Origin of the sequence: Pedobacter lusitanus, from assembly GCF_040026395.1 — a bacterium.
In the GTDB taxonomy this organism is placed as follows: Bacteria; Bacteroidota; Bacteroidia; order Sphingobacteriales; family Sphingobacteriaceae; genus Pedobacter; species Pedobacter lusitanus.
In genome coordinates this window covers 3,170,794-3,188,236 of the sequence record NZ_CP157278.1, presented here as the reverse complement: position 1 = coordinate 3,188,236, position 17,443 = coordinate 3,170,794, and the positions used below count along the sequence as shown (strand labels likewise).

The 17,443-nt window shown below is 39.1% G+C and carries 18 protein-coding genes; 10 read left to right on the top strand and 8 right to left on the bottom strand.

Going from position 1 to position 17,443, the window contains the following annotated elements; genetic code table 11:
- Positions 1 to 10 precede the first annotated feature (10 nt).
- From PL_RS13540 to PL_RS13510, 7 genes are all read left to right on the top strand, one after another.
- Positions 11 to 370, top strand: a complete 360-nt coding sequence (locus PL_RS13540) for a cytochrome C oxidase subunit IV family protein (protein WP_041879599.1) — start codon at positions 11 to 13, stop codon at positions 368 to 370.
- Positions 367 to 1,074, top strand: coding sequence for an SCO family protein (locus PL_RS13535; RefSeq protein WP_041879601.1), 708 nt, complete (start codon positions 367 to 369; stop codon positions 1,072 to 1,074). Before PL_RS13540 ends, PL_RS13535 begins: the two co-directional genes overlap by 4 nt.
- Before the next feature lie 41 nt (positions 1,075 to 1,115).
- Positions 1,116 to 1,688 carry a DUF420 domain-containing protein gene (locus PL_RS13530; protein ID WP_316933255.1) on the top strand — a complete coding sequence of 191 codons (573 nt, stop codon included), beginning with the start codon at positions 1,116 to 1,118 and terminating at the stop codon, positions 1,686 to 1,688.
- 111 nt (positions 1,689 to 1,799) lie between these two features.
- Positions 1,800 to 2,051 (top strand): hypothetical protein, encoded by a 252-nt coding sequence (locus tag PL_RS13525; RefSeq protein ID WP_041879603.1) that lies wholly within the window; start codon positions 1,800 to 1,802, stop codon positions 2,049 to 2,051.
- 15 nt (positions 2,052 to 2,066) lie between these two features.
- Entirely contained in the window at positions 2,067 to 2,465 is a 399-nt protein-coding gene (locus PL_RS13520) for a hypothetical protein (RefSeq protein ID WP_041879606.1), read from the top strand.
- Positions 2,462 to 3,124, top strand: a complete 663-nt coding sequence (locus PL_RS13515; RefSeq protein ID WP_348619695.1) for a DUF2461 domain-containing protein — start codon at positions 2,462 to 2,464, stop codon at positions 3,122 to 3,124. The genes PL_RS13520 and PL_RS13515 overlap by 4 nt, the downstream gene beginning before the upstream one ends.
- A gap of 2 nt (positions 3,125 to 3,126) precedes the next feature.
- Positions 3,127 to 3,969 (top strand): OmpA family protein, encoded by an 843-nt coding sequence (locus PL_RS13510; protein ID WP_041879608.1) that lies wholly within the window; start codon positions 3,127 to 3,129, stop codon positions 3,967 to 3,969.
- 95 nt (positions 3,970 to 4,064) lie between these two features.
- Here the strand turns inward: PL_RS13510 and rfbC are convergent, their stop codons facing one another.
- Genes rfbC through PL_RS13495 form a run of 3 tightly spaced genes read right to left on the bottom strand, consistent with a single transcriptional unit; the run spans position 4,065 to position 6,749 of the window.
- Positions 4,065 to 4,619 (bottom strand): dTDP-4-dehydrorhamnose 3,5-epimerase, encoded by a 555-nt coding sequence (gene rfbC / locus PL_RS13505; protein ID WP_041879611.1) that lies wholly within the window; start codon positions 4,617 to 4,619, stop codon positions 4,065 to 4,067.
- Between the two features lie 2 nt (positions 4,620 to 4,621).
- Positions 4,622 to 4,924 (bottom strand): DUF4286 family protein, encoded by a 303-nt coding sequence (locus PL_RS13500; protein WP_041879613.1) that lies wholly within the window; start codon positions 4,922 to 4,924, stop codon positions 4,622 to 4,624.
- Positions 4,925 to 4,940: 16 nt separating this feature from the next.
- A complete protein-coding gene (locus tag PL_RS13495) occupies positions 4,941 to 6,749 on the bottom strand; it encodes a tetratricopeptide repeat protein (RefSeq protein ID WP_041879616.1) in 1,809 nt (602 codons plus the stop codon).
- Between the two features lie 286 nt (positions 6,750 to 7,035).
- On the opposite strand from PL_RS13495, the gene PL_RS13490 reads away from it, so the two are divergent.
- From PL_RS13490 to PL_RS13480, 3 genes are read left to right on the top strand one after another with little or no spacing between them, the layout of a single operon-like run.
- On the top strand, positions 7,036 to 8,862 hold the full coding sequence (locus PL_RS13490; protein WP_235324461.1) for a S9 family peptidase: 1,827 nt from the start codon (positions 7,036 to 7,038) through the stop codon (positions 8,860 to 8,862).
- Between the two features lie 5 nt (positions 8,863 to 8,867).
- Entirely contained in the window at positions 8,868 to 10,538 is a 1,671-nt protein-coding gene (locus PL_RS13485) for a sensor histidine kinase (protein ID WP_041879620.1), read from the top strand.
- A gap of 4 nt (positions 10,539 to 10,542) precedes the next feature.
- Complete coding sequence (locus PL_RS13480; RefSeq protein WP_041879623.1) at positions 10,543 to 11,232, top strand: response regulator transcription factor; 690 nt, start codon at positions 10,543 to 10,545, stop codon at positions 11,230 to 11,232.
- Between the two features lie 67 nt (positions 11,233 to 11,299).
- Here PL_RS13480 and PL_RS13475 read toward each other — a convergent pair whose 3' ends face one another.
- From PL_RS13475 to PL_RS13455, 5 genes are all read right to left on the bottom strand, one after another.
- Positions 11,300 to 12,013: a hypothetical protein gene (locus PL_RS13475; protein ID WP_041879625.1), complete on the bottom strand. Its 714-nt coding sequence runs from the start codon at positions 12,011 to 12,013 to the stop codon at positions 11,300 to 11,302.
- Positions 12,014 to 12,198: 185 nt separating this feature from the next.
- On the bottom strand, positions 12,199 to 13,536 hold the full coding sequence (locus tag PL_RS13470) for a metallophosphoesterase (RefSeq protein ID WP_041879628.1): 1,338 nt from the start codon (positions 13,534 to 13,536) through the stop codon (positions 12,199 to 12,201).
- A gap of 49 nt (positions 13,537 to 13,585) precedes the next feature.
- Complete coding sequence (locus tag PL_RS13465) at positions 13,586 to 15,085, bottom strand: sigma 54-interacting transcriptional regulator (protein ID WP_041879630.1); 1,500 nt, start codon at positions 15,083 to 15,085, stop codon at positions 13,586 to 13,588.
- A gap of 18 nt (positions 15,086 to 15,103) precedes the next feature.
- Positions 15,104 to 16,201, bottom strand: coding sequence for a vWA domain-containing protein (locus tag PL_RS13460; protein ID WP_041879633.1), 1,098 nt, complete (start codon positions 16,199 to 16,201; stop codon positions 15,104 to 15,106).
- A gap of 329 nt (positions 16,202 to 16,530) precedes the next feature.
- The gene (locus PL_RS13455; protein ID WP_041879636.1) at positions 16,531 to 17,415 is read right to left on the bottom strand and encodes a cupin-like domain-containing protein; all 885 of its coding nucleotides are present in this window, start codon (positions 17,413 to 17,415) and stop codon (positions 16,531 to 16,533) included.
- Positions 17,416 to 17,443: the final 28 nt, after the last annotated feature.

The following is a 17,443-nucleotide window of genomic DNA, read 5'->3' as shown; positions in this document are numbered from 1 at the left end:
ATAAAATATTATGTCTGAACATAACTTACACAATACAGAAGAGCATGCACATGATGAGCATGCTGGTCTAAGCAAATCTAAAATCTGGCAGGTATTCTTTATCTTATTAGGGATTACTGTTGTAGAATTTATAATCGCATTAGTGATTTTACCAAAGAATCTGATTCCTCATACTGCAGGTAATATTGCTTATATCTTATTAACCCTTTTAAAAGCATATTATATTGTAGCTTACTTTATGCACCTTAAGTTTGAAAAGACCGGGTTGCAGCTGTCACTGGGGCTCGCATTTATATTTATCATATACTTTATTACTTTGATGCTTATCGAAGGTGGTTATTTGCATATACATATGAGTTTTAATCCATGAAGTTCACTTCAATAAAAAAAATAATAATCCTGGTATCGATTTTAGCGGTACCGGGATTTTTATATTATGAACTGGTTGAGCAGGGTAAAAACAGGTATAAACCATTACCCTTTTTCGGCCCCAAAAAAGTTGCTGCTACTTTCCATTCTAAAAGAGGCAAACAGATTCCCGACACGATCTATCATCAGCTACCTGACTTCAGATTTATTAATCAGCAGGCAGATACAATAAGCTGGAAGAATTACCAGGGAAAAATCATTGTACTTAATCTGTTTTATACCTCGGGTAATAATTATGCGGTAGAATTTGCGAATAAGGCAATGAACGTTTATGCCAATACTTATGGTAAGAATCCGCTGGTTCATTTCATAGGATTGAGTATAGATCCTGTAACGGATAGTCCGGCTAAACTTGTTCCTTATGCTGAAAAATTAAAGGCTAAGGCCGGTAAATGGGATTTGCTGACCGGTGACAGTACCGCGGTTTATAACTGGATCAACAAAGGCCTTTATGTAGATGCTCAGCAGCATTTTGAAAAAGGAGAACGTAAGTTTATCTACAGTAATTTATTTGTTCTTCTGGATCCTCAGCACCGTATCAGAGGCTATTATGATGCGACCAATCAGGAAGCACTTTCTAAACTGAATGATGAAATAAAAGTTCTTATTGCCGAAGAACTTAGAAATGTAAGGGACGGAAGATAACTTGTTCAGTCAATCGCCCGTTGCTTAAAATAATATACACCATGAATATCAATGACAAATTCTTTTTGCGCCTGATCTGGATTGTTACAGCAGTTGTACTTGCTGTAGTAATTACTTTAAAGATTGTGCCTCCGCCAACTGTAAAGCCTTCATTTATCTATTTGCTGCCGCATTTAATTGGTGGTATTAATGCGACCTGTTCGGTATTATTAATCCTTTCTCTGATCTTCATTAAAAAGAAGAATATACAGGCACATAAAGTGACGAATGTGGTTACTTTTATTCTGTCTGCTATCTTTCTGGTTTTTTATATTTTGTTCCATCTCTATGAGAAAGATACCAAATATGGGGATATAGATCATAACGGAATCCTTTCTGCTGCTGAACTGGCAGCTGTAAGCGGAACAAGAATGATTTATTTCTTCATCCTGATCACGCATATTATGCTGGCCATTATTGTCCTGCCATTGATTCTGATCAGTTTCCTGAGAGGCTTCAGTATGCAGATTGAAAGACATCGCAAAATTGTCAGATGGGCTTACCCGGTATGGCTGTATGTAGCCGTTACAGGGGTGATTGTTTACCTGATGATTTCTCCATATTATAATTTTTAAAAACAAGCCCGGCATTTTTACAATAGCGTTATGTAATGTCGGGCTGGTTTGTTCGTTTAATCTTATATTTGCTTATTGTTGGCTTCCCGCCATTGAAAAAAATATTAGCTAATGAAAAGAGCATTGATCATCTTTATTCTTATGATTGCTGTAACCGCAGGTGCGGGTATACAGAAAGCTGCAGCGCAATGTGCAATGTGTACAATAAGTGCTGAACAGGGTACTCAGAACGGGAATACACAAGCTGTAGGATTAAACACAGGAGTATTGTATCTGATGGCGATTCCGTATTTACTGATCGCTGCTATCGGTTTTCTGTGGTATAAGAGATACCGTCGTTCACAGGCTTCTGTCCGTTCCTGATTTCTCTTGTTCTGCATGGAGAAAACAACAAAACTATATGCGCTGGTAAATGGTAAATGTCCGCATTGCCGCAGGGGTGATATCTTCACAGGCAGTTTATACGGCTTCAATATACAGCGCACAAATGAGTTCTGCAGCCACTGCGGACAGCGTTACGAAATAGAACCCGGATACTTTTACGCTTCAATGTATGTTAGCTATGCGATGAATGTCGCAGAGATGATTGCTATAGGAATTGCAACCTATGTCTTTTCTGGCGGTAATCTCGAATTCGATTCGTTGTGGCTGTATGTAGGTGTGATTTTTAGCGGATGTTTTATTCTTGCCCCATTTAACTATCGTTATTCACGCGTGATTTTATTACATTGGCTCTCTCCTAAAATTAGTTATAACGCCTATTACGACCAACCATGATTAAGCCAGAAACACTAGCTTTTTTAAGCGCAGTAGCAGCAAATAATAACCGGGAATGGTTTGCCCTGAACAAGGAATCTTATGAAGCAGCAAGAGCTGATGTAATCAGTCTGGTTGATGAAATTATTCCTGTTTTAGCTAATATTGATCCTCAGTTTCCGCTCGAAACACAAGCTAAAAAATGTGTATTGCGTATTTACAGGGATATCAGGTTCAGTAAAAATAAGGATCCGTATAAGAACAATTTCGGGGTTTCCTTTTCCGTTAAGAATACAAATGGAAACGGTCCTGAATTTTATCTGCATCTGCAGCCGGGAAGTTCTTTTCTGGCAGGCGGTTACTGGATGCCGGACGCACCGCTGCTAAAAAAAATAAGAGAAGAAATAGATTACAATACTTCAGAATTTCTGGAGATTATAGAAGCGAAAAGTTTTAAAGAGCTTTTCAGTTTAAGTAAGGAAGAGACCTTAAAGAATGCGCCTAAAGGATATGATCCGGAGCATCCTCAGATTGAGCTGTTAAAGCTTAAAAGCTATATTGGTGTTCTTCCGATCAAAGATGAAGAACTGTTACAACCGGCATTGATTAACCATTTAGAGAAGGCTTTTAAGGCTATTTACCCATTTGTCCGCTTCCTGCGGGGAGCCATAGCACCATAATTATGAAGAGAGTCATTTTGTTTTTAAGTATTGGCTTACTGGCCAGTGCATTTAGTTCATGTGTAGTTTTATCCCCTAAAAAATATAAAGCGCTGCTGGCAAAGCAGGATTCTTTAAGCAATGGCTGGACAGGCGCACAGGGATCTATTGATAACCTGCAAAGTGCAATTGCAAAATTGCAGCGGGATACCGCAAATCTGAATGGACAGTTAAATGAGCTTCAGGGGAAATACAGAACAGTAGACGGCAATTACGTTAAATTGAAGAATAATAGCTCATCTGCAATTAATAAGCTCTCTGAAGATCTTAAAAAGCGTGAACAGCGTCTTAAAGAAGTAGAAGAGATCTTACGTAAACGTGATGAGGCTTCTAATCAGTTAAAAGAGAAATTGCAGCAGGCTTTACTTGGATTCTCTAAAAACGGACTGACTGTAGAAATGAAAAACGGAAAGGTCTATGTATCTCTTACGGATAAATTATTGTTTCCTTCGGGAAGTATAATCATCGATGAGAAAGGGAAACAGGCATTAACCCAGCTGGCCAAAGTTTTAAAGGAGCAGCCGGAAATCATCATTGCAGTAGAAGGACATACGGATTCACAAAAGATAACCAATCTGGGCCAGATCAAGGATAACTGGGATTTGAGTGTATTGCGTTCTACTTCTGTAGTCCGTTATCTTACAGAAACTGAAAAGGTACCAGGCGTGAGGATGACTGCCACAGGAAAAGGAGAATTCCAGCCGTTGGAATTAAATACCACCCCTGAAGGACGTAGTAAAAACAGAAGAATTGAAATTGTATTGTCTCCGAAACTGGATGAGCTTTACGATCTGATCAAAAAATAAATATAGCTGTATAAGAGAAAAGGCTACCGGATTATCCGGTAGCCTTTTCTCTTTATATATAACTTGTCCGAAACGGAAGTTTGATTTAAAATCAGTTAGAAAGGACTAACGAAATCTTTAAATGAAGACAAAACAAGATCTTTATCTGAAAGCAGTAATTCTTCTTTAGTCAGCTCTTCGCTCCAGTTAATGTTCAGGTCAGGGTCATTCCAGATTACTCCGCACTCAGAATCCTTATCATAATAGCTGGTCACTTTATAAGTGAAGATAGTATTATCTTCCAGTGTTAAAAAGCCATGCAGAAATCCTGGCGGAACCCATAATTGCTTATGATTCTCCCCGCTGAGAACAATACTGAAATGCTGGCCATAAGTAGCAGAGTCTTTTCTGACATCAACTGCAACATCAAGAACTTTTCCCTGTATTACTCTTACCAGTTTACCCTGTGCAAACGGAGCTTTCTGTGCATGTAAGCCACGCAGTGTACCTTTTTGCGAAAAGGATTGGTTATCTTGTATAAAATCGGCCTTAATGCCGGCATCGGCAAATGCCCGGGCACTAAAACTTTCATAGAAATAGCCACGGTTATCTTTCCAGATTTTGGGCTCAATGACAAAAAGGTCAGCAATAGGTGTCTGTACTATATTCATATTTAAGCGATATATTCCATGAGGGTGGCAAAAGAAACGTATTTATCTTTGAACCGGGAGTTTAATTCAGCTGAAAATGAGTCAGCATGTTTAAGCTGGTAAGCATTATAATCTTCAATTGACTGCAGAACATACTGGGCACAATAAGTTACCCCTTCATTTGGTGAGTCAACCACTCTTAATAATCTGTTGGATACGAATAATCCGGTAGACATCACTTCCGGAATGTGCTCTTCCTGCATCCATTGCAGCCATGCTGCAGCAGAAACTTCTTCAATAATCAGGGTTACATTGTATAATAACATGCGGCAAATATATAAACTAAGATTCAATATTATCACCTCTGATTTTTCTGAAATGCTTACGGGCTTCGGTCACAAACATGCTTCCAGGAAAATCTCTGATCAATTGCTGATAAAGTGTTTTTGCCTGTTCCGGATCATTCAGCTGATCTTCATATAATCCCGCAAGAATAAAGAGCGCTTCATCTGCCCAGTTTCCTTTCTGGTCATGATTAATCAGCTCTTTGAGTAAGACAGCAGCACGTGTAAAATCTTTGTTTTTAATATAGATATCAGATTTAAACATTAAGATGTCATCTGTAAGACTGTTTTTGGGATATAACAAGGGGATACTATCCACCTTGGCAATAGCCGCCGCGGAGCGATTGCGGAATTGCAGTAATTCGGCTGCAGCGTACATTTTCAAAGCCAGTGTATCGGCAGCAGTTTCCAGATGATCAGAGATCAGCAAACTTAGATTAAGCGCATCGTTGGCAATTAATTGCTCCGTAGAGGCTTTTAATACATCCGCCTGAGATTTGGCATAGCTGAAATTTCCCTGTTCAAAAGATAGTCTTGCTGACCTGTATTTGGCTTCGGTTCCTATATTCTGATTCTCAAATTCTTTAGCTACTTGTCCATACAGGAGAATTGCTTCCCAGGGCTGTTCGGTAAGTCTGTAAATATCTCCAAGCTCCAGTTTCATTTCGCCAATTTCTGTACTGGAGATACCAGGGATCTTTATAGCTGCTTCCAATGCGGTTTCTGCTTTTTCGGGATGCTGAAGATAATAAGTTTGCAGGTTTGCCCATTTTCTTACAGCAAAAAGAGTCTTTGCATTTTTGCCATATTCATCCAGAATTTCCTGATACTGATCAGCAAGAGTAATAATTTCTTTCTGATCAGTCTTACCTGCCAGCAACAATTGATACCTGGCATCAATCAGCGATAATTTTGAAGGCAGATAATATTCGTTGTCCTTACCTTTCAGCAGTAAAAATGAATAAGCTTTGATAGCCGTTTCATAAGTTTTGTTCGATACAAATAATTGTGCATGTTCAAATAAAATAGCACCGTTATCTTTAGTCCTTTTATCCTGTGCAATCAGCTGACGCAGCGCCATGTCATATTCTTTCTGCTGCAGATATTGCCAGATCAGCAGCTTTGAATAAGATTCATTTTGCGGGTCTTTTTGTACTCTTTTAAGTAAAGCATTCTGAAGTGTAAGATAATCAGCATTGGTTTCAAATACAGAAGGTAATACAGTCTCGGCTTGCTGAAGCATTTGCGGCATGGTGGACAGTGCATTTAAATACTCTTCAATCAGCTTGTTCTTATCCCGTTTAAAACGGTACAGACTTAATAATTCAAAAGTAAATGCCTGTTCATTCTTCAGGTTTTTCCTGCCCTGCAGAAACACTTCGGTTGCCAGCTCATATTCACCAAGCTGATAAATATCATTAGCCAGTGCTCTGATTTTAAACTCATCATCTGGTAAAGTGCGCAGAAGATGTTCGAAAACTTTTGCTGAATTTGCCTGATCACCTCTTTCTTTATAAATCCTGCCCTGTAAAAGTCCGTATTTTAAAGATTCAGGACTTTGCCGGATTAGCTTTTTAATAGCTTTATCGGCTATGTCATATTGTTTTGATTTTAGCAGGGAGTTGAAATACAGGTCAAGATATGCCTCGTTTTTCGCATTGAATAACAGCTTGCCGAACAGCATTGATGCTTTTTGAAAATCTCCATTCTGATAATACTGCATGGCTACTTCATTATCATTGTTATCCTGGGCAAATAAGGATAAGGAACAGGTGAGAATAATGAGGATTGCAAATATGGGTTTCATGATGTTGTGGATCATTCTGACTATCAAAAATAAAGATAGTAATTTCTGTATGGGCTTAATCATTGGATCCCGGTATTTTAAATGTTACCACTTATTTCTTTGACACCCGTAAAATATTACTATTTTGACTCGCTCTCCATTTGCGGTTAAGGTAACAATATTAGTGTATTGCCTGTTTAGACAAATGGCGTTGCGTATTTTTGCAGGCTACCTGATAGTTATGACCGTAAAGAAAAGATATCTACTAATTGTTCTCCTTGGCCTTTTGAGCGCTTGCCGGCAAAATATGCAGGTAAGAGTTATTCCCGTGGCAGACTTCTTTAAGTCGCAGGATAAGGGGGCTTATGCAATTTCTCTGGACGGCAGGACTATGTCATATCTGAAGCTTCAGGGGAAAAAGCAAAATCTGTTTGTTGAAGACCTGGCAACCGGAAAATCAGCACAGATTACACAGTTAAATGAGAAAAATATCAATTATTACTTTTGGGTTAGTGATGACGAAATTGTCTACTACAAAGAAAAGGCAGGGGCAGAGCGATTATCCGACATTTTTATTATCAATAAAAACGGAGAAAATGAACGTCAGCTAAGTGACAACGGTAAAAGCCGGATGCATGTGCTGAAAGATCAGCTGATAGATGGCAAATTCCTGCTGGTATCCTCAAATAAAAGAGATTCAACTGTATTCGATGTTTACAGATTAAATGTGAGGGATGGCCGTATGGATATGGCGGCTAAAAATCCGGGTAATATTACCAATTGGGTTACCGATTCCAGAGGGAAGATACGTTTGGCTACTACCAGTGACGGTGTAAACCAGACTTTATTATACAGAGAGACAGAAAATCAGGCATTCCGCCCGATAGTTACCAATAACTTTAAAACGACTTTTACACCCATTGCCATCTCAGATGATAAACCAAATATTGTCTATGCGATTTCTAATGTGAACAGGGATAAAAATGCACTGATAGAGCTTAACTGTGTAACAGGAAAAGAAAGTAAGGTACTTTTCAGCAATGATACTTTAAACGTGGTGGATGCTCAGTATTCAGAGTCTAAAAGAACAATTGCATTTGTGATTTGTGAAACCTGGAAAAAAGAAAAGCATTATCTGGATTCAACAGTCAAAAAACTATACGAGAAACTGGATAAGCTGTTGCCTGGCACTGAATCGAGGATTATTGACAGGGACAAAGCAGAAAACACGTTTATTGTAAGGACATTTACAGATAGAAATCCGGGTTCTTATTACCTGTATGTAGCTGATAAGGGTACAATCAGGAAACTGAGTGATTTTAATCCTTCTGTTAAAGAAGCAGAAATGTGTGAAATGAAGCCGGTTTCCTATACCGCCCGCGATGGATTAAAGATCCAGGGTTATCTTACTTTACCGATTAATAAATTACCGGAAAATCTTCCTGTGGTTGTGCTGCCGCACGATGGTCCGGGACGCAGGAACTCCTGGGGATATAACGCAGAAGTCCAGTTTCTGGCTAACAGAGGTTATGCTGTTTTTCAGGTTAATTACCGTGGATCATCTGGTTACGGAAAATCTTTTGCAGCTGCCGGATCGGGTCAGTGGGGTGGGAAAATCAAGGATGATATTAATGACGGGGTAAGATGGCTGATTGCCAACAAGATTGCCAACCCTAAGAAAATAGCGATTTATGGTACAGGATTTGGAGGATATATTGCATTAAACAGCTTGTACTCAAGTCCTGGAATGTATGTTTGTGGCGGATCAAATTCAGGGGTACTCAATTTATTCAGCTATTTAAAATCTATTCCGCCATTTTTGAAGACCAATCTGCAAATGTACTATGAGGTCATAGGTAACCCAATAACAGAAGGCGATAGAATGCGTCAGGTATCACCAGTTTTTCACGCAGATAAATTCAGAGTACCAGTATTTATTACACAGAGTCCTAAAGACCCCAGAAGTAATTCGGGGGAGGCCGTTCAGTTTGTTAAAGAACTTAAAAAACGAAATGTGAATGTGACCTACCTGGAAAAAGAATATAATGAGTTTTCTCCGCAGGGCGAAGATGTGCGCCAGACACTATATGCTTCACTGGAGCAATTTTTATCTGCTAATTTGTCTAAGAAATAGGCTGTATGGGTTCAGAAAGAAACAGTGGTTACCGTAAAAACTTTTCATTGATCGTGACTTTTATTGTGCTGATCTCTGTCTTGTTCGTGCTGTCACTTTTCTTAGCTTATAATTTTAGCAAGAAATTTATAGAGAATGAATTTGTGTCTGAGAAGGTAAAAGTACTGGAAGAAAGTATTAAGCCATACAATGAGTTCTTCCAGAATAAGGTCCCGGAGATTTCTTATTATAATGGTTATCTGGATTCTGCGACGGCATCAAAATTTGTAGACACTATCATAAATACTTATCCGTTTGTATCAAAAGTGGTCTTCTATGATTCGGAGATTGGTAATGCTCCTCCTATAAGAGACGGATTAAATACCGGGCACTTTTCTTTTGGCCCCAAGTATATCTATCAGTTTGGTGACCTGGTCCCGCTGGATTCTGTAAAGCTGTTTTCCAGAGATGATACAAAGAAATTTAGCAGGGGCGATGATTTTAATGCATTGGGTATAAAACTGATCTCTTATATAGAGAGTCTGGACACGACAAGTGTACCCACTCAGGATGAGCTTTTTACTAATTTTAGTATTATCCGGTCAAACAAAATTACTTATCTGAATATTCCCAGGCTGGAAGATCTGAAAGTCTATAAACAGATGCTCAGGCAGCAGCTTAGTCCTTCACCTGTTTATCAGCAGGATATGCTGTCGTTTCATTTGGATCCTTACAAGCTTAAGATTATCAATACAAGACCGTTATTGTATCAGAATATCAGGATAGAACCCCTCACTTATGATCCTTTAAATACCTCTACGGAGTATGTAGCGACAGAAATTACCTTGCCAGGTCCGTTTTCTGATTATAAGCTTTATTTTATTTCGGCAAAATCATTTGTCGCTCAGGAAATTCTGAGCTATTTTCTTCCTATTGCCATGGTGATGTTATTGTTTTATAGTATTCTGGTACTGGTAACAGTCCTGATTTACAGAAACCTGAATATCAACCATAAGATGTTTAAGCTGCAATATGACTTTATGAATAACCTTACCCATGAGTTTAAAACTCCTGTAAGTGTAATTAAAATAGCCGGTAACAATATTAAAAGTGCAAATACGCTGACAGAGCGTGAGCTCAAGTTATATGGGAAAATCCTGGATGAGGAGGCTGATAAATTAAACGGGCTGATGAATAAATTGCTGGCCTTTACGCAGATTGAAAATGGGGCTATACAACTCAATCAGGATGAAATCAGCATTGTGGATTTTATTGAAAGTACAGTGGAATCCCATACACTGAAACACCCTGATTTTGTGGTTACCTATGAAGTGACCGGGTTTACAACTTTTATCACAGACCCGGTATTATTAGGAAGTCTTTTTGATAATCTGGCTGAGAATGCATACAAATACTCTTCACCCGATCATAAACGTTTACATATAGTAGCCAGAATGATCAAGGGGAAAGTTGTATTTAGATTTATAGATCAGGGAATAGGTATTCCTACACCAGAAATTAATAATATCTTTAAGAAGTTTTACCGCATACAGAACCAGTATAATCAAAATGGAAGTGTAGGGCTGGGTTTGGCTTTTTGTAAAGAACTGGTGAATTTCATGAAAGGTGAAATCACCGTAAAGAGTAAAGTAAATAAAGGAACAGAATTTAAAATAGTACTGCCTTATAATAATTAATGATATGTCTAAAGGAATTAAAATACTGATAGTTGAGGATGATGAGAATTTAAGATTTTTAGTTGTACACAGGCTGAAGTCAGAGGGCTATGAGATGCTGGAAACCGGTGACGGAGAGTTGGCGGTGAGCGTAATCATGGAAGAAAAACCAGATATAGTATTATTAGACTGGATGCTGCCGGGTAAGCAGGGATCGGAAGTCTGCCAGGAGGTCCGTCAGCAGGGATTTGAAAACCTGATTATTATGATGACGGCCAAAGCTCAGGATGTTGATAAGATCGATGCCTATACTTTTGGTGTTTCTGATTATGTAACCAAGCCTTTTAATATGGACGTTCTGGTAGCGATGCTGGATAGTAAGGTGAAATTTCTGGTGAACAATGATAAATCAGAAATTCATCGTTTTGGAGATATGGAACATCATCCAAATATCCATACACTTTACAGAAGCGGAAGGAAAATTGAGTTGACTATACTGGAAAACAGAATTCTACTGTATTTCCTGAGAAATCCTAATAAAGTGATTAACCGTGATGAGCTGATGCTGGTAGTATGGGGATATAATTCTGACGTGAATACCCGTACACTTGATATGCATATTGTCCGCTTAAGAAAGAAAATCGAATTAAACCCTGATAATCCTCAGTTACTGCAAACGGTCAGAGGAGTGGGGTATCGTTTTAATGCCGGGTAAATAACTAATTATATATTACAGAACAGCTTCCTGCAACTATCGAAACTGTTCTGTAATACCATATTTATTAATCTTTCAGGCGGGCTGCCCAAAAAGGACAGGACCCTCCATCTTTAACGAAATTCTGAAAATAAGTCTCATCCGGTAGAATTAAGGCTCCCCGCGTTTTTCTGATTATACTGAATATACTCTGATCATGGCGGTGGTCAATAAAGGATGGATGCTGTATAGCGGAATCCTTTTCATCTGTAAACAGAGCAGAGTTTTCGTATAAAGTATCATACCATTGGTTAACCAGCGAAGTGGCGTGCTGACATTTTCTGAGCAGGATTACCGTTGCCATCAGCTGATCTGAATTGATAATTTCATCAGATACTTCAAAATAATCAAAGACCTCCCGTTTTGTATATTCACTCTCTTTATGAGGTAGCTGAAATGCCAGCGTGCCGGTATCTGTTGCCTCTAACAGGAGCTTGTAGTCATTAAAACGTTGTTTCCCTTTTTTATTAATCAGACATCCGGCATCAGCATATATCAGTATGTCGTTGTCGGGAAGGCTGTCCAGTGTTTTTTTGATGAAATAGGGTTTCCATATCCAGTAACCGCCACCTCTGGGCTGTTGAAGAATAGATTGAAAGTGTTTGGTAAATACAGGGTCTATAGCCGAAGGACTGAAAATTTTTACTTCGTCAAAAAAGGCAGAATCAGTTGCAGTTTGTTTGAGTAGTTTCCTCTGATCTCTGTATTTATCGTCTCCATAGGTTATAAAGTGAGTTTTCATAGCAATTAATTTATTTATAATGTAATAAATTAATTTTAACGGGTGGTGAGAAGTTTTCAGAGAGTTATCCACAAAAAATAATCATACAGATGCGGGGCATACTGATGATTATTTTTTGTGATGAAACAAATGGGATGTACTGCGCTGATTTGCGATATAGTACGCTATTAAATTGACTAATAGGATTAAGCTCTTTTAAGAGTGAAAATAGTGATCTCGGGTAAGATCCCTACTCTGCCAGGATAACCAAGGAAACCATAACCTACATTGACGTAGAGCTGTTGTTTTTGTTCCTGATATAACCCTGCCCATTCTTTATAGATATATTCTATAGGGCTCCACTGATATTTTTCGGTACGTACACCAAACTGCATACCATGCGTATGCCCGCTAAACATCGCGTCTATCTGCGGATATTTAAGAAGTACTTCATTACGCCAGTGTGAAGGATCGTGAGATAATAAAAGTTTTACCGGAAGATCATCCGTGTTCTTAGTGGCGAGATCCATACGGCCATATTTAGGGAAGCGTCCCATGCCCCAGTTTTCAATGCCCAGGATACCTATTTCTTCTCCATTTACTTTGAGTCTGCGGTTTTCGTTCATCAGCAGATCCCAGCCCATCAGTTCGTGGGTTTTGATTACATCTTTCAGGTTTTTGACTTTAGCAGGCGAAGACTCTTTCCCAAAATGATAATCACCATAATCATGATTCCCAAGGGAAGAATAAACTCCGAGAGGAGCTTTTACTTTACTGAAAATGTCCTGATAGTCTCTCATTTCAGTGGCCATATCATTTACAATATCACCTGTAAAAAAGATAAAGTCAGGTTTTTCCCGTAACAGCATTTCCACACCACCTTTTACTGCTGTTTTGTTATAAAAACTTCCCGAGTGGATATCGGAGATCTGGCCCATTGTAATACCGTCAAAGGCAGCAGGTAAATTCGGGAGTATTAATGTTTTTCTTCTGACCTGATAATCATAGGCTCCGGATGTAATTCCCCAGGTTAATGACGTCAGGGGTATTGCAGCTGCAACCAGACCTGCCTTAACAATAAATGAAGACCTGCTGATTGGTTCCTGACCAGGTAAAACAGTCCTGGCCGGTTCATTACTACTCTTGTCCGGAGCAGTAACACTAAACTCATCGGTGGTTTTTGTTTCAGCAGAGATCGCTGATCTTTCTATAGGATTTGCAGGGTTTTTCAGACGTCTGTACAAGGTAATAACCAGTCTGCGCAGGTCGTCAGCTAACAGAAAAGGCAACATTACAATTTTACAGGCGGTTGTCAGGAAAAATGAAACCAATATAATTGCCCGCAGGGAAAGAAACAGGTTTAAAAATATACCGGCAAAAACACCAGTTACCAATACAATGGTAATCCCCCAGTAGATTCTGGTAAATCTGGTTTTTGCTTTTTCACTCCAGTTTTTAAAGGCAGATAAAATCGCTTTGACAAAATAAAAATCGAATGCTATTATTAAAATGCATCCTGCTATAAGAAAGGGTAATCGGCCCATTTTTCAGGTTAAATATAAAAATCTTTTAAAGCTATCATTACGGCTTATTCTAGGAGTTGAAGTCAATATCATCATCATCTTCTTCAAGCTCGGTATTAAATAAGCTGTCAAACATATCAGAGAAACCAAAACCACCACTAAGGTACTTTTTGTTTAACTGGGAATATTCGGCTAAACCATGAAGCGCAAACTCCATTAATAATAAGGTTTGGTTCGCACTTAGTTTAGGATGAAACTTTTTCACCAGTTCATTGAGCCCATCAACCTGCATCAGTTCTTTTTTATACTGTGCAGCAGTCAGGTTATCAGCAATATCAAGTGTGTTTCCATCAGTAAACCAATCTGTAATCAATTGATAAGGATTGGCTGTTTTACTTTTCTTGGCTTTCTCAGGATCAGGGAAATAACGGCTGAACAGGCTTTTAATAGCTTTGCCGATTAAGGTATTGGCTACTTTAGCCGGGCCTTCCAGCTCACCTTCATAAACCAATTCAATCTTACCCGTTACAGCCGGTATAATACCTGTCAGGTCTGCAAGTCGGACAAAAGTGTTTTCTTCACCATTGATCAGCATTCTTCTTTCGGCAGTACTGATCAGGTTTTCGTAGGCAGAAATCGTTAAACGTGCAGATACCCCCGACTTCTGATCAATAAATTCACTTTTACGCGCTTCAAAAGCTACCTGTTCAATCAGATCTTTAACCAGACCATCTGCCTCTACAGTTAATTTCTGTGCATCGGTAATTTTTGCTTCCTGGAAAGTGATTTTTCTCGAGATTGCAATCGTTTTGGGATAATGCGTAAGGATCTGACTTTCAATTCTGTCTTTTAACGGAGTTACAATAGAGCCCCTGTTGGTATAATCCTCCGGGTTGGCTGTAAATACAAATTGTACATCCAGCGGAAGACGAAGTTTAAAACCTCTGATCTGAATATCCTTTTCCTGCAGCATGTTAAACAAGGCTACCTGTATTCTTGCCTGCAGATCGGGAAGCTCATTGATAACGAAAATACTGCGGTGTGCTCTTGGTATTAAACCAAAGTGGATCACGCGTTCATCGTTGTAGGTTAGTTTCAATGTAGCGGCTTTAATCGGGTCCATATCACCAATTAAATCTGCTACAGTTACATCAGGAGTAGCCAGTTTCTCGGTATAACGTTCCGAACGGTGCTGCCAGCTGATTGGAGTTGCATCACCATGAGTGGCAATTTCCTGTTTTCCGTACCATGAAATCGGGTTCAGCGGATCATCAAATATTTCACTTCCTGTAATGTAGGGGATATATTCGTCCAGTAAATTGACCATTAAGCGGGCAATACGTGTTTTGGCCTGACCCCTTAAACCTAGTAACAGGATATTATGTCTGGATAAGATTGCGGTCTGAAGTTCCGGTATAACAGTTTCATCGTAACCCAGAATTCCTTCAAATCCGGCATCCTTATTTTGCAGCTGCTGAATGAGGTTTTTACGTAATTCGTCTTTTACTGTTAATGAGCTATAATTTGAGGCTTTTAGTTCGCCAAGAGTTTTAATTGAGATCTGCTCCATATGTTTAGTCTGACCGCATTAGCGGACTGTTTTTCTTCTGTTTTTAATGTAATCTTCAAAAATATATTCACCTAAACCCGTAAGTGAGCTGTAAAAAGCCCGGCCTCCGTTGATTTCTGTAAACTCCCTTACAAATTGTTGTAAATAGGGGTCCTGAGCAATCATAAATGTAGTAATTGGAATATTGAGCCTTTTGCACTGCGCTGCCATATTCAGTGTTTTGTTAATCACTTTTCTGTCCAGCCCCATGCTGTTTTTATAATAACGGCCATTCTCTTTCAGACAGGTGGGTTTACCGTCAGTGATCATGAAGATCTGTTTATTGTGTGTTTTGCGGCGGCGAAGTAAATCTGCGGCCAGCTCCAGGCCGGCGAGTGTATTGGTGTGATATGGGCCAACCTGCAGATAAGGTAAGTCCTTAACGGTAATCGGCCAGGCATCATTACCAAATACAACAATATCCAGTGTGTCTTTAGGATAACGGGTATGGATCAGCTCGGCCATGGCCATAGCTACTTTTTTGGCCGGAGTAATCCTGTCTTCGCCGTATAGGATCATGGAATGAGAAATGTCAATCATCAGCACTGTAGAGGTCAGTGTTTTATAATCTTTCTCCTCTACCTCGAGATCATTCTCAGTTAAAGTAAAATTTCCGATTCCATGATTGATCTGTGCATTCTGTATCGATGCAGTCATATCGATCTGGTCAAGACTATCGCCAAAAGTATATTCACGGCGATCTGCATTTTTCTCCTCGCCAATCCCTGAGATATTACTATTGTGATTTCCCTTGCCGGCCTTTTTCAGTTTTCCAAAGATTTCCTCCAGTGCAGATTTACGGATAACCTGTTCAGTTTTTGAAGTGATATCCATACTGCCGTCTTTGGAATTCTCTTTGATGAAACCTTTATCCTTCAGGTCATCAATAAAATCACCCATACCATAATCGCCGGTGGTAAACTTATATTGCTTATCCAGCTCGTTCATCCATGCCAGTGTTTCACCTGCATCACCCGCAGTATAATTCAATAGCTGGGTAAATAACTTCAGCATTTCATCAAAGCCACCCTTAGGCTTATCATCTGCCTGAAAATTAGAAAAATGGAAACCTCTCATGATCCGGAACCTGTTTTAAATTCATCTGTCCATTTTGTTACTGTCTTTTTAGATGCAAATCATCCTGTTTCAATTCAGGCTGGTTTTTCCTGCCCGGGAAATTAATAACAATAAGCCGGAAACGATTTGAGCATCTAAATTCAAACAGCTTCATATATAACGGAATACCGAAGGTAAAAGTTTGCCGGGTGATTAATGTTACCCGCTTGTAAAAATACCCTGTCCAGGTATAGCTGCAAAAAAAAAGGTACCCGGAATTACCGGATACCTGCCTGTATGAGTGAAAGACTGTGAATCAGCCGTCATCTGAAGTGTTTATCAAAAAGCTTTTATTTTTTCGGATAACCTTTAGCTAAAGCTTTTTCTGCTCTTTTAACCGCAAGTTTTTCTCTGTACTGTGCATAAGGAGCTTTCAAGGCCATTTTTAATACACTATCCAGACCGCCTTTGATTGCCAGGTTAAATAAACTCTGTGCTTTTCTGATCGGAGAAGCATCCCATGCTCTTAAACTCAGAGAGAATGAACCATCCAGGTATTTCATCCAGTGCCACATACCAGTAGGCATAAACAGCGTATCGCCATGCTCCAGGAATACTTCATACCCTTCTACACCTCTGAGCGCCGGGAATTTATCAAAATCAGGATTAGCGACATCATAATCTTCCAGTGCATAAGTGGCATTTGGAATACAATAAAGGCGCTCTTTCCATTTATTATCAAATAATATGATATGTTTTCTTCCACCAAAATGAGTATGGAAAAGATGCGGAAGATCTATATCATAATGCAGGAAGGTTACAGAGTTTGAACCTCCGAAAAACATTGCAGGCATACTTTCTATAAAACCACCCATTAAATCTTTAGGCAGGACGATATCTTTGATCAGGCTGGGTACATGCTTAAAGAGATTAAAGAAAAATATACGCAGTTCAGTAGGTTCCGATTTAATCAGGTCCAGGTAATCACCGAAACGCATATGTGCTACCGCCGAGTTGATAGGCTTGGACGGATCTACTTTTGCATTATCATATAAAGGGACTTCCAGGTCACCACCAATTTCCTTCAGGTATTCAGTAGTCCACTTTTCTCTGGCTGGCCAGCTCTTTGTTAAACCTTTAATGATCAGAGGTTTTCTGGGATCTAAATAGTTTTTCTTAAAGTCTGCCGGACTAATATTCTCAACGGTATCTACCGGCTTTAATATAAAGCTCATAATCAAAAAAGATCTTGTTTGAGAACAA